We start from the raw sequence: 18,326 nt of genomic DNA on the forward strand, positions 1-18,326 counted from the left end.
CTGCGTTCGGGCTACCAGCGGTCAAAATGGATTTTTTCCGCCTTGTAGCGGTCAACCTTGCGGAAAGGCTGCGCCGGATGGCCCATGACCACCAGCCCCAGAATGTTGATCCCGGCAGGAATGCCGAGGATTTCCCGCACAGGCTCCACCCTGTCTTCCATCGGGTGCATGCCGCACCAGACCGTGCCCAGATTTTTGCCGCGCGCGGCCAGAAGGATGTTTTCCAGAGCTGCGGAGCAGTCCTGCTGCCAGAAGCCTTCTTCCTTGCATTCCGCCGGGTTTGCGCAGACCACGATCACCACCGGCGCATCAGCCGCCATTTTGGCGTACGGGTGGCGTGCGGCCACGGCCTTGCGCACTTCTTCGTCACGCACCACCACAAAATGCCAAGGCTGGCTGTTGTGCGCGCTGGGGGCCGCCATGGCCGCCCGAAGCACCATATCCAGATCTTCTTCGCTCACGCCTTCGGCGGTGAAGCTGCGGATGCTGCGGCGGGTGAACAGTGCTTCAAAAATGTCCACGGGTATTCCTCCTGATGCGCATGTTGCCGTCCGCGCGCATTGCGGACGCTGGCTGCCGCCTTTTTGCGCAAGGGCTTGCGCAAAAAACCGACAAGAAAAAGATATGTCCGCACTATTCCCTGTCAAGACGAAATGTGCGGCACGGCCACAGGATACAGGCCAAGACCGCGAAAAAAAAGCAACAAAAAATTGTCCTTTGCGCTTGACAGACCGCGGGCATTTGCGTAATTGCTCATGAGCGTTGCGGGTCATTAGCTCAATTGGTAGAGCAGCTGACTCTTAATCAGTTGGTTCGGGGTTCGAGTCCCTGATGGCCCACCAAAATTTTCAGCCCCTTCCGGCAGATGCCGGAAGGGGCTTTTTCGCGGCAGTCCGCGGAAACGTCAGAACGTGTAGGTAAATACCGCGGAGACCCGATAATTGTCCTTGTACATGGCCTTTTCCGCCCCGCGCCAGGTGTCGCTGTCCAGATTCAGGCGCACATAGGCTCCTTCAAGGGATACCTGCAGGTTTTCATAAATCTTGTAGGTAGTGACCAGATTGGCCTCCCACGCGTTGTCGGAGGTGGTCAGGTACGCCATGGGGCCATCGCTGCGGTTGGGCCACGGCATGTTGGCCCTGCGCGGCATGTCGTTGCTGTTGGTGCCCCAGAACATGCCGAAGCGCAGGGTGTGGCTCAGATTTTCCACAAAGGATATCTTGTCGATCTGGGCGATGGCGGCAACCATGCCGCCGGGATTGTGCCCCAGCACCTTCCAGGTATTGTCGTCATAGGTTCCGCCGCCGAAGCCAAGGGCTGTCACGCCCCAGGGCGTGTTGTACTGGGGCAGGCGCTCCGAGCCGTTCCAGGGATTGTCGTCATCGCCGGAACCGTACCAGGCAATGATGCCGGGAACCCCCCAGTCCTGCGCCCAGTCAAGACGCGCCCCCGCGTACCAGCCCGCACGACGTACCTCAAAATCGCGCCTTGTACCGTCGAAGCCCGTATAGTTTTTCACAGTTCCCATATTGACAGAACCGTAGCCTCCTTCAAACCCGAAACGCAGGTCTGTGGTGATGTCCACATCGCCCGCCAAGCCCAACCAGAAGCCGTCTCCCCAGGCACGGTCCAGAGCGGTGAGCCCGCGAGTCTGAAACCATGCATAATTGTTGCCGTTACCCAGAATGGGCATCAGTCCGCCACGCGGCGCAACGACACCGGGATCCCCGCCCACAGCCCGCACAGAAACCCCGGTCATGCTGTACTGGCCGATAAGCGCGTACATGGCCCAGGGGTTGATCCTGAATCCGTCGCCCTTCACCGGCAGAGAAAGCGCAAATACGTCCATGTTGTCCAGATGGGTGGTATTGCGACTCCCGCCATAGGTATTCACGGAATTGTCGTTGTACGGGCGCGCCCAGAACGCTGTTGCGTCGACAGTCAGGCCATCTCTCTTGTAGAGGGGCGAGGAAACCGAGATGCCCGCCATCTCCTTGCCAAAGACAGGGCCAAAGCCCCACTGCGAAAGGACGCCGGGCAGGCGCAGGAGTTGCAGCCCCATGCGCACCTTGACGTCAGTTTGCGGAACCATCCAGTCGAGCCAGGCGTACCGGACTTCGCCGATGACACCGTCCGCTCCCAAAGCTCCGCCATTGGCCGCCCTGCCCCAGTCTGTCGCCCCGAACTCAAACTGCACGGTTCCGGAAAGAGTCTCACTGGCAATGGCCTCCAACTGGAGGTGAAAACGCTGTTTGGCCCCGAAGCTGTCGCTGTGCCTGACGCCACGCGGGATAACATTGGAATGCTCAAAGCCCACCTGCCAGACGCCGGAAATCTTGAAATCAACGGCCAGCGCGGGAACTGTAGCGGAAAAAGAGAAAAGCAGGCACAAAACAACGATGCCCGCTCCGAAAAAAAACCGGGATGAAAAAGAAGAGTGCATGTCATCCTCCCAATATGCTTGTCGATTGCAGACATGATGTTCTCGCCGTGAACCGCATATCAAAAGGATATTTCTTCTTGGCACAAAACCGGTGCGCTGTAAAGCCTACAGCCTCGGAAAGTTTCACGCTTTCAATGAAATTTGTGCTTCAACAATCTGAAATTCAAAACGAATTTTTCGGAAAATCGTTAAAAAGGTGAACGTCTCCAGCCTCGGAGTTTTAGGGTACGGCGGGTCTTGCCGGATGAAAATCTTCCCGGTATGGAGAAAAAACATGCCGTATCACAATGCGAATACGACCGCGCACGCGGCGATGAGGCACCGAAACGACATGAAGTACGGCCCTGAAGCTCTTTCCGCAGACACAAAATACACAACGGAATACGAAAGCTTGCTGCACAGCATGGGGGAAGAATTTCTGTTGCCCAGGGGCAAAGTTCTTCGTGAAAACCATATCTACTATCTGCAGGAAGGGCGCTGCGCTCTCTGCGTCTACGGGCAGTGCGGAGAAACAAGCACGCTGATCTATTTTGAACCGGGAAGACTCCTCAATTTTCTGCCCAGCCTGTCCAGGCTCTATCCCCTCCACCCCATGACCCGCAGGCGCAGCGTCCCACGCAAGTTTTTTGCCGTCCGGGCGCTGACCAACTGCCGCTTTCTGCGTGTCAGGCACGAGATATTCATAAAAGCCTTTGCCGATAGCCTTCCCCTGCATTCCCTGATGGTGCGGTCCCTGACGGAAAACATACTCAATCTCCTCACGCACGCCTTCAATTCTCCCCTTCTGCCCGCAGGACAGCGCATTTGCCGCCTGCTCGCAGACATCATGGACGACCAGCCTCCCCATGCCCTGCCGCGCTACATGACCTATCCGGAAATATCCACCCACCTTTCCATCCACCCCATCACCGTGGCAAAAATCTTCAAAACTCTGCGCGAAAAAAGAATCATCCGCAAAAAGGACGCCGGATTGACCGTGCCGATGTCGACAGGCTGCACCGCATCGCTGGAGGCCTGGAAGAATTGACATATACATATTTGAGAAAAAAATAACAAAATTAGCCTGGACTAATGTCTTCTTTTCCCCTCCTCACGTACACGTGAAGATGATGCCTCTCGCCGGGCCGCATCTACCCTGAGGAGGTTTGTATGGAGGAGAAAGAAACCCCCAAACTGCCGATCATGACTGTCCTGCACGTTTTGATCGGGCTTTCCATCATGTTTTCCGGGCATTTTCTGCCCAGTCTTTCCATGGTTGTTGAGCCCAGCGAAAAGCTGCTGGCACTGAATCTGCCGCCAACAGACGGCGGACTCCTGCTGAGTGTGACACGCACCGGCATGGTTGTCTCCATGATTTTTTTCGGAGTCATCTACCTGTGGACATTTGTTGATACCATCTGGCCGGGCCTGCTGGGCATTGTAGCGCTGATCTTCAGCGGCTACGCGCCCGCGCCACAGGTCTTGCAGATGTTTTTCGGCAATCCGATGGTCGTTATGATCTTCTTTTTGATCATGGTTGCGGCCGCCATCATCCACAGCGACCTCGCCAACTGGATCGCCAAATGGCTTATGACACGCGACTTCGTCAATGGCCGCCCCTGGGTATTCACGGCAACGTTCCTTTTCACCACATTTCTTGTGGCCTTTCTGGACCAGATAACGTCCTGCTTTCTCATGTGGCCGGTGCTGTTCACGGTTTTCAAGGAAACCGGTTTCAAGAAAGGCGATTCCTATGTTTCCATCATGACGGTGTACGTCACCATCATGGCTCTGCTCTCCTTTGCTTCCGACCCGTTCAAGGGTGGAGCTTTCTATCTGCTCAGCAACCTGCAAAGCTTGGCCGCCGGAGGAGGCTCCGGCGCTCCGGTGCTGAACACGGCAGCTTACCTGGGCTTTGCGCTCGTCATTTCGCTCTGCTGCATCGCGCTGCTTCTGCTGATGATGCGCTTTGTGTTCCGCGTTGACATATCCCCCCTGCGCACGCTTGATCCCGAAGTGCTGCGTCGTGACCCCCTGCCGCCCATGAACGCTTGCCAGAAGTTGGTGCTGATGGACTTTCTGCTGTATGCCTCATGGCTGCTGCTGCCTTCCATCATCGGCACGGACAATGTGGTCGGTGCTTTTGTGGCCAAAAACAGCATGGCAGGCTCCATTCTGGCAACGCTGCTGCTGAGTGTGGTCTTCATCAAAGGCAAGCCGGTGGTGGATATTTCCGTTGCCAACAGGTTCTATGCATGGCGCGTATTCCTGCTTATTGCGGTGGCCTTTCTGCTGGGCGGGGTGATGACCGGCAAGGGAACCAACGTGCCTCTGTACATGGAATACATGCTGCGGGATCTTCTTTCGGGCATGCACTACATCACCTTCTCCATCGCGGTAGTGCTCATAGGCATTGTGTTTACCAACTTTTGCAATTCGGTGGTACTGGGCCTTGTACTCACGCCCGTCCTGCTGGCCGTGGCCAATGCCTTTGGCGTAAACCCGGGGCCGATGATGGCCTGCTTCATCTACGCCGTGCTCATTGCGGCCTGCACGCCGGCGGCCTCTCCCTTCGCGGCACTGCTTTTCGGCAACAGCGACTGGATAGACACCCGCCATATTGTGCGCCACAGCGTCATTGCATCGGCTGTTGTGGTGCTGGTGGTCATTGTGGTGGGTATGCCACTGGCGTGGGCACTCTTTTAGAGGAACCGAGGATTTCATGAATACGTATGACATTGTTATCGTGGGTGGCGGACCAGCCGGGCTGACAGCCTCCGTGTACGCCGCGCGCGCCAACATGAAGACCCTTGTTCTGGATTGCCTGGCTCCCGGCGGCCAGATTGTGAACACCAACGAAATTGCCAATTATCTGGGCGTGGGCGTTATCAACGGGGCCGAACTGGCCATCAAGATGTTCGAGCAGTCGCAAGAGGCCGGGGCTGATTTTGACTACAGAACCGTTCTTGCCATTGAAGACCACGGCAGGCGCAAAGTCGTGGTCTGCGAAGAAGACGATGCCCGCTATGAAGCTGCGGCCGTCATCATCGCCACGGGTACGCGCCCCCGCCGGCTGGGTGTGCCCGGAGAGGAAGCCCATGCCGGTTCGGGCATCAGCTGGTGCGCCATCTGCGATGGCGCACAGTACAGAGGCAAGGAGGTGGTCGTTATTGGCGGCGGCAATTCGGCTGTGGAAGAATCCATTTATCTGGCGGGCATTGTGAACAAGCTCACCATGGTCACCATGTTCGACCTCACCGCCGACCCTGCGGCCTGCGACAAGCTGCGGGGCATGCCCAACGTTTCCATCCACACCCACCAGAGTGTTCTGGAATTTCTGGGAACGGACAGTCTGGAAGGTGTTCGTTTTGTCTCCACCGGAGAGGACGCCGTGGAGCGCACGGTGGCGTGCGACGGCGTATTCGAGTACATAGGCTTGGAACCTACGGCCGGATTCTGCGCTGACCTCGGCATTCTGGACAAGACGGGCTGCATTGTTGTGGACGAGCGGATGCGCACAAGCCGCAAAGGCATCTTCGGGGCAGGCGACATCACTGCCAAACAACTCCGCCAGGTGGTCACGGCCTGCGGCGACGGGGCCATCGCCGCACACAATGCCGCCGCCCATGTGGAATCATTGCGTACATAACCGGGAGGACGGACATGATTGTGGAAATCGGCACTGCGGACTATGACGCACTGGACAAATCCGGCGCAATGCTGCTTGAATTTTATTCCAAAACCTGCGGGCCGTGCAAGATGCTCGCATTTGTTCTCAAGGATATCAGCAAAAACGATCCCGATTTTCCCATCTATACCGTGGATTTTGACGAAAACCGGGAACTCAAGGAGCGTTGCGGGGTCAAGGGCTTTCCTACCATGCTGTTCATGAAGGACGGCAAGGAGGTTTCCCGCCTTGAAGGCCTGAAACAAATGCCCCTTATCGCCAAGGAAATCGAAAAAATCAAAAACTGACCACAGCTGCCCGTGCCGACATTGTGGAAAGCGCTCCGCACCGGCGGAGCAGAACTGTCAGGGACCTTCAACTTTTCAGGAGACTCTCATGGACAATCGCGTCACGCATACCTTTGAAGATCATCTCATCACCCGTCAGAATCGCGCCGAAGAAGCCTTTCTGGCAGAATTTGAAGAAAAAAAACCGTTGTTAGAAAACGCGCATGTGCTGGTCAATCCGTACTTCATCAATCCGCTCTGCGCCCTGATTCTCTTCAAAACGCAATCCCCTGCCTCGGCCACGCTGACCGTGCACGGCAGGCGCAATGCCCGCGAAAACCTTGTGCACAAATTTCCCGAAGGGGTCAGTCATGCCCTGCCCGTCATCGGCCTGCACGAAAATACGGACACCAGGGTGACTGTGGCTCTTTCCACCGGCGAAAGCAGAACCTTCTCCGTCACGGCCCAGCCCCTGCCGGAAGATGTTTGCCGTTGTCGCAACATCAGTACATCCATGAACTATTTTGGAACCAACTTCATGTTCCTCACGCCTGCGGGAAAAAACCTGCCCACAGCTTATGACCATGCAGGCGACATCCGCTGGATGCTGACCATCAACACCATGTTCGACATCAAGCGGCTGAAGAACGGTCATATCATGACCGGCTCCCACCGCTTCTGCCACATGCCCTATAACTCCACGGGCCTTGTGGAACTGAATCTGCTGGGCAAAATCTACAAGGAATACCGCCTCCCCGGCTGCTACCATCACGATCACTTTGAAATGGCCGATGGCAATATTCTTGCCCTGACGCAGGACTTCACGCGCGGCACGGTGGAGGACATGGTGGTGCTGCTGGACAGAAAAACCGGAGACATCCTGCGCACATGGGACTATACCACCATACTGCCGCAGAACGTGGGCGGCTCCGGATCGCAGGACGCCCACGACTGGTTCCACAACAACGCCGTATGGTATGATGAGAAGACCAACTCCCTGACCATCTCCGGCCGCCACCAGGATGCCGTGGTCAATTTTGACTACGAAACCGGCAAACTCAACTGGATCATCGGCGACCCCGAGGGCTGGCCCGAAGAGATGCAGAAAAAATATTTCTTCAAGCCCGTGGGCGATCTTTCCAAATTCGACTGGCAGTACGAGCAGCATGCCTGCGTCATCTGCCCCGACGGCGATGTCATGTGCTTTGACAACGGCCAATACCGCTCCAAAAATCCGGACAAGTACATCAAAAACCGTGACAACTTCTCGCGCGGTGTGCGCTACCGGATCAATACCGAAAAAATGGAAATCGAGCAGGTGTGGCAGTACGGCAAGGAACTGGGAGAAAGCTTCTTCTCGCCCTATATCTGCAACGTGGAATACTACGGCGAAGGGCACTACCTCATCCATTCCGGCGGCATCGGCTGGAAGGACGGCTATGCCTCCGATGCGCTGGGAGCCTTCATTGACCCCAAGACCATGCCCGGCACGGACATCTGCTCCAAAACCGTGGAAGAGAAAGACGGCGTGGTCATGTATTATCTGGAGGTGGACGGCAACTTTTATCGCGCGGAAAAACTCTCCCCCTACCATGACGGCGAAAACGCCCCCTTTGGCAAGGGTGTGTTGCTGGGGAGCCTCGGTGTGACGCCGCCCTTCGGCACCATCCCCGATGTTCCGGAAGTTGAAGAAGTCGTGGACTCCTGGCACCAACTGAAGATTGAAGAAGATGAAGACCGTCTGGTTTTCCACGGTCGCTTCGAGCGCGGTGCGCTGGTCATGGTGCTGCTGCAGGGCGCTGGGGGAACACACGGCTATTTTATCAATACCGCGGCTACCTTCCACCTGGCCATGTGCTCCGGCGCGTATCTTGAAACCGACGAACGCGTCGTCAAACAGAACATCAGCAAGGAAGGACTTGCCGGAAGATACGACGTCAAGGTGCTTATTGAAGACAAGATCTACCAGACAGGGGTTTCCCTCTTCTGCTAGAGCAGTTTTGTCCTGAAACGACAACGCACCGACAGGCGCATCCCGATTCTGGCAAGCCCTCATTGCGTGCAGTGAGGGCTTGCCTTTTCAGCTTTGCCCCAGATCCCCTCCGGCATCCTGCACAGGCCTACCGCCTCACTTTTCCGGAAAGACAGATGGTTTCCAGATCGTCGGGCACAAAGAGGTTGCCCGAAAAGAAGCGGCGTCCCTCGGCCTCATACAGTTGCCTGCGTTGTGGCCCGTGTGTGTCCTCGGTATGCCAGAGGACGAGATTTTTTACATCCAGAGACTGCGCCAAACGGCAGGCGTCCGCCACGGTGCTGTGGTGTTTTTCGTAGGGCCGAAAGTATTCCGCTTCGCCGGAAAGGCAAAAGGCTTCCGCAAGCAGCCAGTCCGCGCCATGGACCAGTGCGCACGCGGCAGGGCACAAAGGCTCGTCGCCGGAAAACACCAGCCTGCGCCCCGCATGCAAAGACAGGGCAAACCCGAACTGCCGCAGCTTTGTGCTGCCCAAGTCAAAAAAAGTGACTCTGTGCCCGGCGATGTCCAGCGTTTCTCCGTCCACAACTTCACGCATGAAAATTCGCGCGCCGAACAGGGAACGTGCGCCAGCATCAAAGGACATGGCAATGAACATATTGACAAAACTGACCAGTTCCGCATGGCAGTAGAGCGTAAATTCACCCTCATAGACGCCGCGCCGCATCATGTCTGCCACGGCGCGTAGCACCCAGAGCATGCCCAGAAGATGGTCGGTGTGCGCGTGGGACAGTACCGCACTGTGGATTGCGGCAAGGCTTACTCCCGCTCCGTCAAGCTGGTCAAAAATACGGTTGCCGCCCCCGCCGTCCACGAGAAGAAGGTTGCCCTGGCCGTCATCAAGCACAAAGCAGGTATTGTAATTCCTGCGGGCCGAAGCATTGCCCGTGCCGAGCACGACAAGCTTTTCCATAAATATTCTCCAAAAAGGCAGGATACCGGCCGTTTACCGCAAACCGTTCTCCGGTGCGCTGAAAAAACATGCGGGGGCGCTTTCCGGATCGGCCCGACAAACGAACAAAGCAAAAACAATTTTATGATATCAGCATATTACAATCAAGAAAATCGTAACCCATATTGACAATGAAACAAATTGTGTCAGGATATCCCGAAAAACAGAATACTGAATATCGGAGGTTCCGCATGAACGACACCATGAGTCTCCTCGCAGAGTCTTTCGAAAAAATAGCGGGAAGCGTCAACACGGAAATTTTCGAGCTGCTGCACAGCGGGATAGCCCTGATGTCCTCCGAGGGAAACTTTCTTTACTGCAACAAGGCATTCATTGACATGTTCAACCTTCCTCAGGATATTCTGGGAAAACACATTACAGATTATTTTCTCACAGGTGAACTTGGCGTCATGAGCACCATCCGCACGCGCAAGATGGTCATCTGCTCCAGCCAGACCATAACCAATGCAAAAGGCATTTCCTTTCGCTACCCCATTCTGGACACCAGAGGAAACTTGCGTGGCGTGGTGGTGGAAAGTATTTCAACCAGTATCGGCAAGGACAAGCTCCTGGCGCTGATGGATACGGTACGCAGCTTGGAATTGCAGGCAAACTACTACGAGCAGCAGGAAACAAAAAAAATCCGCGGACTCTGTACCTTTGAAAGAATCCTTGGCGAAAGCCAGGCGATAGAAACCATGCGGAATCTGGGGCGGCGCTTCGCCCTGAGTCAGGAGCCCGTTCTTCTCAGAGGCGAGTCCGGAACCGGCAAGGAACTGGCCGCGCAGGCGCTCCACATGGCAAGCCAGAGGGGCAACAAACCCTTTGTCACCGTCAACTGTGCCGCTCTGCCCAACGAACTGATGGAAGCGGAAATGTTCGGCTATGCCTCCGGTGCTTTTACCGGCGCAAAAACCGGAGGTTTGAAAGGCAAGTTTGAAATGGCCGATACCGGAACCATTTTTCTTGATGAGATCGCTGAAATGCCTCTGCCTTTGCAGGCAAAGCTGTTGCGGGTTCTGGAGAGCGGCGAGATACAGAAGCTCGCCCATAACGGCAAGCCCATTGTCTCCGACTTCCGGCTGATTTCGGCGACGAACAAAAATCTTGAAGAGATGGTGCAGAAAGGGAATTTCCGCGAGGATCTCTACCACCGTCTCAACATTTTTGAACTGGAGATCCCGCCTCTCAGAAAACGCGTTGAGGATATCCCGCTGCTCGTAAAGCATTTTATCGCAAGCAGCGCAGGAGACAAGCGCGCACGGGAAATCCGGGTGGATGCGGCTCTTTACAGAGCTTTTTCCCAGTACCCCTGGCCCGGAAACATCCGCGAACTCAAGAATGTGCTGACCTATGCGCTGTATACTCTCGGCGAAGAAGATTCACCCCTTTCCCTCAAGCATCTGCCGGATCGCTTTCTGCATGATCTGCACGGGAAGCAATGCACAACCGCAGCCACGAGAGAAGCGCCGGGACTGAAACTCCCGAACCATGCGGACGATCAGACTGTACCCGCCAACCTCACCGCAGCGAGCGCCCAAGCGGAATGTAACGCCCTGCAGGCGGCCCTGATCAAGACCAGATACAACAAAACCCTTGCCGCAAAGCTTTTGGGCATCTCGCGAAGCAAACTGTACCGGAAATTGCGCACCTACAACCTGCTCGGGGACGACGATACATGACGCTCTGTCGCCCACCGTCGGCCTGCACGGTATTTTTTCGCTGTACCGGGAAGAGGAGCAGGGAAACGGTTTGCAAAGTATCGCATTATAGTAGCCGCGAATCCGTTTTTCCTTTGAAAAATGGATTCGCGGCTTCGTCGATACCCGCACGGAGTTCCGTACGTTTTTTTCAGTCGCTGACCTTGATTTCGCGAATGCTATGCGGATCCGAGTGAGCACGAAGGCCGGGTGCAGTCCGGCATCCGCCCCGGCGTCTTCACGGCAGGCATGCCGTTCTCGTCCGCGGCGACAGAAAACTTCTCTCCGTAGGAATCAATGACCTCATTGCTGACGACAAAGGGCAGGCCGTCCACCTTGATTTCCTGTTCCTCGTCGGGATCTTCGCGCTCATCAATGCCTACGCGAAGTTCCATATGGCTTTTGCAACCGCCACCGACCTTGGTTTCGCGAATGCGGAACACCGCATCCTCATTGTTTTCTTCAGACAAAATACTTTTGAATTTTTTGACGACTTCCGCAGAGACTGTAATTTCCAGCATATCGCATTCTCCTTGTTTTTTGGGAAAATAAGGCGGAAGTATCTTCCGCCTTATTTATTACGGAAAATTTCGCAGAAGGCTCAGGAAGCTGTTCTGTATTCCGTTCTTTTGATGATTTCGTCTTGCACACCTTTGTACAACCTTGTGAAATAAGAGGAGAATCCTGCCACCCGGACCACAAGATCCTTGTAATTTTCTGGTTTTACTTGCGCGTCCTTCAAGGTTTCCGAATCCACGCAGTTGAACTGGATGTGCCCTCCGCCAAGATCAAAATACGTCTTGATCAGAGTGAGCAACGTGCGGGTGCCGTTGGGACCTTCCAGCACGGAGGGCAGGAACTTCATGTTCAGGTGGTTGCAATTGTTCCGCACTGTGTCGATGGCCTGGGCCGCCGACTTGAGCAGCGCGGTACTGCCGTTGACGTCCGTTCCGGGCATGGCGGAAACGCTGGCATCGGTCAGGGCCACTCCCTTGGGGCGCCCGTTGGGCAACGCCCCCGTCATGGCCGCGAAGTAATTGTGGAAGGACAGGGAGAAGGGATCCAGATGCGGTTCATAGCCGAAGTAGTCCGGCCCGTGCGAACGGTAGATTCGCTCCACATCGCGGAAGAAGCGGCGGCAGAGTTGATCCACATCCTCAATGTCATTACCGTGTTTGGGCGCCTCGTAGCACATTTTCCGGATATCTTCGAAACCCTCGAAATTAGCGGCCAGAGCCTCTTTCAACTGCTTCCAGGTCAGTCTGCCGGTATCATAGACAAGATGCTTGATACCGTAGAGCGAATTGACGGCGTCAATGCCGCTGGTGGTGATGCACAGTGACTGCGAGTATTTGGGACCGCCGGCTTCTTCGCACAGTCCGCTTTCAATGCAACCGTCCAGCAGGCAGGAACGGAAGATATTGGGAACCACCTGCTCGCGCGTGGTATTGCCCAGATCGCTGATCTTGCGCTGGGCGTCATAGGCATGATCCATATGCACAAGCAGGGTTTCGTAGAGCTCTTCAAAAGTGGCGCAATCCTCGACGGCCTTCACTTCGGGGAAGACCTGCTTGCGTGTGTGCGGGTCATAGCCGTTATACATGGTGAATTCCACCAGCTTTGCGAGATTGGGCTGACCCTCAAAAGTCACATAGGAGCCCTTGCCCTGCATGCCGGTGCCCACGCATCCGAAAATAACCGGCAGGGTGCGGGCTTCGTCCAGCGTGATCCCGCGTGAACCAAAACGCACCAGCGAACGGGCCACAGCGGCATCCATGTTCATGAACTGGGGCTGACCTGTACCGTGGCGCACCACCTCCACCGCCTTTTCCAGATAAGACGGCTTCATTTTGGACGTATAAAAAAGCGCCAGGGTGGGCTGAATATTGTTCATGGCGATCTGGGTGTCCATGATCAACTCTTCCAGTTCGGTGGAGGCATCGTCGCCGTCTGCAGTGTAGCCGCCCAGAGATATGGTCTGCCCGGTATGGCCGGAAAAGGATTTGGCGTAGGCATCGCCCTGATATACGGCAATTTCCAGATGCTTGACCCACTGGCACTTGAGAAGGGCGATGATCTGCTCTCTGGTCAAATTGCCTTCATCAATATCTTTTTTGTAGAAAGGATACATGTACTGACCATACCGTCCCAGCGAATGGCCGCAACCGCACTGCTCAATCTGGATGCAGACATGTGTGAACCAGAAGGACTGCACAGCCTCACGGAAATTGCGGGCCGGAAATTCGGGAACACGGCGGCAGACCTCGGCGATTTCCAGCAGTTCTGCCTTCTTTTTGGGATTGTCTTCGGATTTTGCCGTTTCTTCCGCCAAATCGGCATAGCGGTGGGCATAGGTGATAACCGCGGTGAGAGCGATTTTGCAGGCACGATAAAATTCTACTTTGGGCCAGTTTGCGGCATGCTTGGGCAAGGCCTTGAAGGCGGCCTCCACATCGTCCAGCAAACCGCGGATCCCCTTGTTGAGCACTGCGGGATAGTCGGCCACACCAGATCCGGTGGAATTGTCATTGACAGGATAAATCCAGCCGCATTTGACAAGCAGTTCGGCATTGCCGCCGTACATGTCCTTGTACAGTTTGTTGGCCCGGTCATAGGTGGTTTTGCCCTTCCAGGCCTTGTATACCTTTTTGAGAGTTTCCTTCGTATCGTCATCAAAGCGCACCTCCCCAAGAGAGGAAAGAGCCAGCTTGTCGGAGTCAAGGTCGTCCTTGATCCAGTTGCACTGCCACTCGGGGTAGGCGTAAATCATGGCGCGGCCTCCGGCGAGACTGCCCACGATGGGGTTGTTGTCGAGATAGATTTTCTTGTTTGTCAGCACCTTTTCAAACAGTTTGGCGCGGGTGATAAAGACGCTTTCCCCCTTGCACTCCTCATAGGCATCCACAAGAAATTTCAGGCGCTCCGGATCCATATTCTGCGACGTATCCAGCAGCGCGGCCTTCTGGTCACTGATGCGTTGTTCCAGATCACTCCAGTCAATTGCGTATCCCATTTCTGGTCTCCTTCTGGGATGGAGCCGAAAATTCCCGGCTCCGTTAAGCGTTTTTGCCTGTCTTATGCAAAGCGTCTGCCAAGAGATATCTCGCATAAACATATTGATATTGTTGAGGTATTCAAAAAGTGTCGCCATGCAGCACGGCGCGATTCGTGCCAGTGTCTCCACCGGGAACACACTTTGTCTCACTTCTGGCACGCAAGGGCGGACATGCCAGATCAGGTGGACACAGACGCAAACCGGTCCGCAGAGACGGCACATGTTGCAGCCATCCGGCACAAAAAATGCAGCCCGGCCTGTGACCATCAGACAATCAGGAGACGTCAATGGAAGGGATCGTGTACAATATTCAGAGGATGTCCACCAAGGATGGTCCCGGATTGCGAACAACCGTATTTCTCAAAGGCTGTCCCCTGCACTGCCTCTGGTGCAGCAATCCGGAATCACAGGGTTTCAGACCGCAGCTTCTGGTTTTTCCCAATCTCTGCGTGGGGTGCGGGGCGTGCGAAAAGGCATGCTCGCATGGGGCTGTGACCAGAGAAGGAAAAACCTTCAACCGTGACTGCCAGGTCTGTACGAACTGTGGCGCCTGCGTGCCCGTCTGTCCTGCCAGAGCACGCGAGATTTCGGGAAAAGCCATGCGGGTGGACGACGTTATGCGGGTAGTCGACAGCGACAGCCTTTTTTACGAAAACTCAGGGGGAGGGGTGACTTTCGGCGGCGGAGAACCCACGGCAGCTGGCGATTTCCTGCTGGCGCTGCTCGACGCCTCCCAAAGGCGGGGCTACCATATCTGCCTGGACACATGCGGCCTCTGTGAACCGGAACGCTTCCAAAAGATCATGGAGAGAGTGGACCTGTTTCTTTTTGACTGCAAACACATGGACCCGGAGGAGCACAAGCGCCTGACAGGAGCGGACAACGGGCTCATCCTCAAAAATCTTCATGCCGTGCTCGGCGCGGGCAAAAACGTCCGCATCCGGATCCCTCTCATGCCGGGCATCAACGACGGCGCACGGAATATTGAGGCCGTGGCCGCTTTTTTGCACAGGTACGGACACCGCGAAGTAGATGTGCTGCCCTGCCATACTTTCGGCCACAGCAAATACGCCGCCCTGAAGCAGCCTGAACCCGCCATGATTTCCTATCTTCCGGATGAGCTTTCCGCGGTTCTGGAGCGTTTTTCCAAAGCCGATCTGAATGTGACCGTTGTGCCGTAGGGGATCACATCTGGTCACGGTTTCGGAAGAAATATGACCGGCCCCGGATACTCGCACAAAAGGCTGTCCGAAGTCAGGAGCCATATGCCTTCAATCTTGGCCTGAGCCAGGAGCATCCTGTCAAAAGGGTCTTTATGTATCCGGGGAAGATCATTGACAGCCAAAGTGTGCAGGCTGGTGATGGGCAGTTCCTGATACTGATTGTCCAAAAGTCCGCGCCGGAGCACTTCCGGATCGACCTTGAAATCGCTCCTGCAGAGACTTTTTTTGATACCAATTTCCCAGATGCTGGCCGGGCTGAAATACAGCGTGTTGCCGCCATCAAGCACCATTTTTTCGGCTTCTTTCGAAAGTGTTCCGGCTGCGGCCCAGAGCAGCATGTGCGTATCAAGCAGCAGCTTCACTCCGCCCCCCCGAACATGGCCCGGATTTCTTCCTGGCCCATAGAGTCAAAATCCCTCGGAACATCCAGCCTGCCTTTGAGAAATCCGACTCTCCCGGACGGATCAGGCGGCGGCGTATAGGCGCTCACCGTCACCATGGGCTTGCCGGATTTGGCGATGACAAACGGCTCGCCATGAACCGCTCTTTCGATCAGCCTGGAAAGATTCGTCTTGGCTTCATGAATATTAACCTGTTGCATACTTGCCCCTCAACAAACTAAGTCGTAAACTAAGTCTATTTGTGCTTGATTCTTTTGTCAACTCGGCAGGAATGAAGAGCGTGCATATTCGTGCCGTTTCGGCTCGCTTCCGCCGCCTTCGGCGGCGCGCCAGACGGAGGTTTTTCCCTGACACAGCGGCAGACAATCGCTGCAAGCATGCACAACAGGATGTCAGCAAGCCAGACGCCGCTATAGCCACCTGTGAATTTCAGGCACAAACCTCCTGCCCAAGCACTAACGAACGCACCAATCTGATGCGCGAAGTAGACGAGACCAAACAGTGTGCCCAGCCGTGCCGACCCGAAAAAATTTTTGATCAGGCCAGAGGTAGGGGGTACGGTGGCAACGCCTGTCAATCCCAGCAGAAAAACAACGCCAAACAGCCCGGGCATGGGCAATGGCAGCAGCAAAAGCGCAACCCACAGACAGCGGGAGCCATATAGCCCTGCCAAAACCACTGACATGGACAACTTGTTGCAGGCCATGCCACTGCCAACTGCGCCGGCGATTACCCCCAGCCCATAAACAGACAAGGCGTACGATGCCGCCTGTTCGGTCACGCCAAATGTCGTCAGCTGGGAAAAAAGATGCGTTTGGATCATGGCCATGTGAAAGCCACAAGTGAAGAATGCAAGGCCCACACACAGATAGGATGGGTTGGCCAGGGCCTCGCGAAAAATATCCGCCACATGTTCGCAGGGCTGACAGATATCTCGTTCGCCTGCTTTGCCCTGCGCCCCGCGGCTCACCCACACTGACACCGGCACAAGCAGCAATATGGGGCAACCCAGAAAGGCAATGGCGCCAAAGAGTCCACTGCCGGCAACCATCGACTGGAGCATCGGCGCGAGCACGCAGATGCTGATACCTATGCCGGCCGCCACAAATCCCCCTGCCGTATGCCCTTGGCATTCGCTCAAACGTGGGCTGATACAACTCATGATAATGCCAAATGACGCCGCAGCCGTGCCAGAGGGCAACAGTATGCCGAGAGCAAAGGCCAACGCGGGCGCGCTCGTGCAGAAGGGAATGGTCAGCAGCCCCGTGAACATCATCACGGCACCTGTACAGAGAACAAAACGATTCGAGGTTCGCAATGCCAACAGACCGAACACGGGCTGCATAAGGCCAAAACACAACTGCTCCAGGGCAAGGATAAAACTGATTATAGCGTATGGAATGCCGGTATGTGCCACAATATAGGGCAAAAGGACGCCATAGCTGTCACGAAAACCGGCGCATACGGCGTACAGGAATGTGCCGCACGCCGTATATGCAATCAACGCACGGGTGGACGCTGCCTGCCTTTCCAGAGCATCTGTGCCCATCATCACTATACTGCCTGTCAATCCGTAATGGTCGCTCCCAGAGTATGATTTGCAAGGCGATTCAGTGCCGCCGTGAAGCTTGCATGGTGGAATTCGGGAGCCTGAGAGCCGCGGGTTTGCCACCACCAAAAGTCACGCCGCCATCTGAATTGGAACAAAGCAGGCTGTTGCAGCCGCCGCTTGCATCATTCCACGGTCATGCATTTGTCCGAACCAATAAGGGGTAGAGCAAGTTGAGTGCCATGCAAACCCTGCTCTTGTGTCAAGTATGACTGTGTGCTTCTTGCAAAGATGACGGTCGGTTGCTGCATGAAACCACCACTCTGCCAGAGTTATTTGCACATTCAAGATGAAACTGCGTGTGGTATTTTTAACAAAGTGTTGCACATATGAGACATTTTGTGCCAAAGGGCGGGCGGACACTTTTGCTTCGTCCAGGCACCAACCAATAACATATTGAAAATCAATCATGTTATGCAGAAGATATGATCTTGGCAAGCACCTTGCATCAAGGTTAAGGACTAAAGGCAATACTTTTAACTATGTAATCCCCCAAAAAATTCTCATGGTATTGTCACGGAATACGCGATCCACTGGAGCATCTTGATCTAGAGAATCTACAGCCAAAAGACCGTGCTACTCGCGAAGCACAGACCATGGCCCCCGAGCGCCTGAAGCTCCTCGTGGAGCCCCATGACAAGAACAAGGGGAGAACGTGTTCATCTTTTTTGAAAAAATGCTGACCGACAAGAAAACCTGCCCAAACGGTACCCCATTGCCGGCAACCTCGCGGGTGCCCGCGCCATGATTTGCGCCTGCCCCGAATGGCAGTGCAACGGGATCAGGGGTGGCCTTGATTCTGACAAACTGGTTCTTTTCTTTCCTCACTTGATGAAGCCCGTTTCAATAACGAGTCCAGGGATATTCTGAAGAAAGTATGCGTAGAAGTGCCAGATCACTTGTGGCCGTGTCACATGACCATACAATACGGAGGATAACTGAAGCGTCACAAAGGGACGAGCCGGATCGTAGAATACC

Annotated in this window: 16 protein-coding genes and 1 tRNA gene; 8 read left to right on the plus strand and 9 right to left on the minus strand. The window is 55.1% G+C overall.

The window, feature by feature from the left end; all coding sequences use genetic code 11:
* Positions 1-11 precede the first annotated feature (11 nt).
* Entirely contained in the window at positions 12-521 is a 510-nt protein-coding gene (locus tag EII23_RS01440) for a nitroreductase family protein (RefSeq protein ID WP_124791403.1), read from the minus strand.
* A gap of 245 nt (positions 522-766) precedes the next feature.
* On the opposite strand from EII23_RS01440, the gene EII23_RS01445 reads away from it, so the two are divergent.
* Positions 767-842, plus strand: a tRNA-Lys gene (locus EII23_RS01445).
* A gap of 62 nt (positions 843-904) precedes the next feature.
* On the opposite strand, the gene EII23_RS01450 is transcribed toward EII23_RS01445, so the two are convergent.
* Positions 905-2,443 carry an outer membrane homotrimeric porin gene (locus EII23_RS01450; RefSeq protein WP_185702268.1) on the minus strand — a complete coding sequence of 513 codons (1,539 nt, stop codon included), beginning with the start codon at positions 2,441-2,443 and terminating at the stop codon, positions 905-907.
* A 331-nt stretch (positions 2,444-2,774) separates the two neighbouring features.
* Between EII23_RS01450 and EII23_RS01455 the strand changes: the two genes are divergently transcribed.
* The 5 genes from EII23_RS01455 to EII23_RS01475 all read left to right on the plus strand — a co-directional run bounded on the left by EII23_RS01455 (position 2,775) and on the right by EII23_RS01475 (position 8,369).
* Positions 2,775-3,470 (plus strand): Crp/Fnr family transcriptional regulator, encoded by a 696-nt coding sequence (locus tag EII23_RS01455; RefSeq protein WP_124791405.1) that lies wholly within the window; start codon positions 2,775-2,777, stop codon positions 3,468-3,470.
* 122 nt (positions 3,471-3,592) lie between these two features.
* On the plus strand, positions 3,593-5,128 hold the full coding sequence (locus EII23_RS01460) for an SLC13 family permease (RefSeq protein ID WP_124791406.1): 1,536 nt from the start codon (positions 3,593-3,595) through the stop codon (positions 5,126-5,128).
* Positions 5,129-5,144: 16 nt separating this feature from the next.
* Positions 5,145-6,071: an NAD(P)/FAD-dependent oxidoreductase gene (locus EII23_RS01465; protein WP_124791408.1), complete on the plus strand. Its 927-nt coding sequence runs from the start codon at positions 5,145-5,147 to the stop codon at positions 6,069-6,071.
* Positions 6,072-6,085: 14 nt separating this feature from the next.
* A complete protein-coding gene (locus EII23_RS01470; protein ID WP_124791410.1) occupies positions 6,086-6,397 on the plus strand; it encodes a co-chaperone YbbN in 312 nt (103 codons plus the stop codon).
* An 88-nt stretch (positions 6,398-6,485) separates the two neighbouring features.
* Positions 6,486-8,369, plus strand: coding sequence for an aryl-sulfate sulfotransferase (locus EII23_RS01475; protein ID WP_124791412.1), 1,884 nt, complete (start codon positions 6,486-6,488; stop codon positions 8,367-8,369).
* A 127-nt stretch (positions 8,370-8,496) separates the two neighbouring features.
* Here EII23_RS01475 and EII23_RS01480 read toward each other — a convergent pair whose 3' ends face one another.
* The gene (locus EII23_RS01480; RefSeq protein WP_221620354.1) at positions 8,497-9,321 is read right to left on the minus strand and encodes an MBL fold metallo-hydrolase; all 825 of its coding nucleotides are present in this window, start codon (positions 9,319-9,321) and stop codon (positions 8,497-8,499) included.
* Between the two features lie 230 nt (positions 9,322-9,551).
* Here EII23_RS01480 and EII23_RS01485 point away from each other — a divergent pair, with 230 nt between their 5' ends.
* The gene (locus EII23_RS01485) at positions 9,552-11,042 is read left to right on the plus strand and encodes a sigma-54-dependent Fis family transcriptional regulator (RefSeq protein ID WP_124791416.1); all 1,491 of its coding nucleotides are present in this window, start codon (positions 9,552-9,554) and stop codon (positions 11,040-11,042) included.
* Between the two features lie 197 nt (positions 11,043-11,239).
* On the opposite strand, the gene EII23_RS01490 is transcribed toward EII23_RS01485, so the two are convergent.
* Together EII23_RS01490 and EII23_RS01495 are read right to left on the minus strand one after the other, a co-directional pair.
* Positions 11,240-11,581: an ErpA-related iron-sulfur cluster insertion protein gene (locus EII23_RS01490; RefSeq protein ID WP_124791418.1), complete on the minus strand. Its 342-nt coding sequence runs from the start codon at positions 11,579-11,581 to the stop codon at positions 11,240-11,242.
* Between the two features lie 80 nt (positions 11,582-11,661).
* Positions 11,662-14,073 carry a pyruvate formate lyase family protein gene (locus EII23_RS01495; protein ID WP_124791420.1) on the minus strand — a complete coding sequence of 804 codons (2,412 nt, stop codon included), beginning with the start codon at positions 14,071-14,073 and terminating at the stop codon, positions 11,662-11,664.
* A gap of 329 nt (positions 14,074-14,402) precedes the next feature.
* Here EII23_RS01495 and EII23_RS01500 point away from each other — a divergent pair, with 329 nt between their 5' ends.
* On the plus strand, positions 14,403-15,296 hold the full coding sequence (locus EII23_RS01500; RefSeq protein ID WP_124791421.1) for a glycyl-radical enzyme activating protein: 894 nt from the start codon (positions 14,403-14,405) through the stop codon (positions 15,294-15,296).
* Between the two features lie 14 nt (positions 15,297-15,310).
* Here EII23_RS01500 and EII23_RS01505 read toward each other — a convergent pair whose 3' ends face one another.
* From EII23_RS01505 to EII23_RS01520, 4 genes are all read right to left on the minus strand, one after another.
* Complete coding sequence (locus EII23_RS01505) at positions 15,311-15,700, minus strand: type II toxin-antitoxin system VapC family toxin (RefSeq protein ID WP_124791423.1); 390 nt, start codon at positions 15,698-15,700, stop codon at positions 15,311-15,313.
* Positions 15,697-15,939, minus strand: coding sequence for a type II toxin-antitoxin system Phd/YefM family antitoxin (locus tag EII23_RS01510; protein ID WP_124791425.1), 243 nt, complete (start codon positions 15,937-15,939; stop codon positions 15,697-15,699). Before EII23_RS01510 ends, EII23_RS01505 begins: the two co-directional genes overlap by 4 nt.
* 35 nt (positions 15,940-15,974) lie before the next feature.
* Positions 15,975-17,291, minus strand: coding sequence for an MFS transporter (locus EII23_RS01515; RefSeq protein WP_124791426.1), 1,317 nt, complete (start codon positions 17,289-17,291; stop codon positions 15,975-15,977).
* 129 nt (positions 17,292-17,420) lie between these two features.
* Complete coding sequence (locus EII23_RS01520) at positions 17,421-17,759, minus strand: hypothetical protein (RefSeq protein WP_124791428.1); 339 nt, start codon at positions 17,757-17,759, stop codon at positions 17,421-17,423.
* Positions 17,760-18,326 lie beyond the last annotated feature (567 nt).

The organism is Desulfovibrio sp. OH1186_COT-070 (genome assembly GCF_003860215.1).
In the GTDB taxonomy this organism is placed as follows: domain Bacteria; phylum Desulfobacterota; class Desulfovibrionia; order Desulfovibrionales; family Desulfovibrionaceae; genus Desulfovibrio.

What these genes read in the sequence shown, in the direction of transcription:
- EII23_RS01450 (WP_185702268.1), bottom strand. Translation starts at nt 2,443, where the DNA reads ATGCACTCTTCTTTTTCATCCCGGTTTTTTTTCGGAGCGGGCATCGTT.
- EII23_RS01455 (WP_124791405.1), top strand. Translation starts at nt 2,775, where the DNA reads ATGAAGTACGGCCCTGAAGCTCTTTCCGCAGACACAAAATACACAACG.
- EII23_RS01460 (WP_124791406.1), top strand. Translation starts at nt 3,593, where the DNA reads ATGGAGGAGAAAGAAACCCCCAAACTGCCGATCATGACTGTCCTGCAC.
- EII23_RS01465 (WP_124791408.1), top strand. Translation starts at nt 5,145, where the DNA reads ATGAATACGTATGACATTGTTATCGTGGGTGGCGGACCAGCCGGGCTG.
- EII23_RS01470 (WP_124791410.1), top strand. Translation starts at nt 6,086, where the DNA reads ATGATTGTGGAAATCGGCACTGCGGACTATGACGCACTGGACAAATCC.
- EII23_RS01475 (WP_124791412.1), top strand. Translation starts at nt 6,486, where the DNA reads ATGGACAATCGCGTCACGCATACCTTTGAAGATCATCTCATCACCCGT.
- EII23_RS01480 (WP_221620354.1), bottom strand. Translation starts at nt 9,321, where the DNA reads ATGGAAAAGCTTGTCGTGCTCGGCACGGGCAATGCTTCGGCCCGCAGG.
- EII23_RS01485 (WP_124791416.1), top strand. Translation starts at nt 9,552, where the DNA reads ATGAACGACACCATGAGTCTCCTCGCAGAGTCTTTCGAAAAAATAGCG.
- EII23_RS01490 (WP_124791418.1), bottom strand. Translation starts at nt 11,581, where the DNA reads ATGCTGGAAATTACAGTCTCTGCGGAAGTCGTCAAAAAATTCAAAAGT.
- EII23_RS01495 (WP_124791420.1), bottom strand. Translation starts at nt 14,073, where the DNA reads ATGGGATACGCAATTGACTGGAGTGATCTGGAACAACGCATCAGTGAC.
- EII23_RS01500 (WP_124791421.1), top strand. Translation starts at nt 14,403, where the DNA reads ATGGAAGGGATCGTGTACAATATTCAGAGGATGTCCACCAAGGATGGT.
- EII23_RS01510 (WP_124791425.1), bottom strand. Translation starts at nt 15,939, where the DNA reads ATGCAACAGGTTAATATTCATGAAGCCAAGACGAATCTTTCCAGGCTG.
- EII23_RS01515 (WP_124791426.1), bottom strand. Translation starts at nt 17,291, where the DNA reads ATGATGGGCACAGATGCTCTGGAAAGGCAGGCAGCGTCCACCCGTGCG.
- EII23_RS01520 (WP_124791428.1), bottom strand. Translation starts at nt 17,759, where the DNA reads ATGATTGATTTTCAATATGTTATTGGTTGGTGCCTGGACGAAGCAAAA.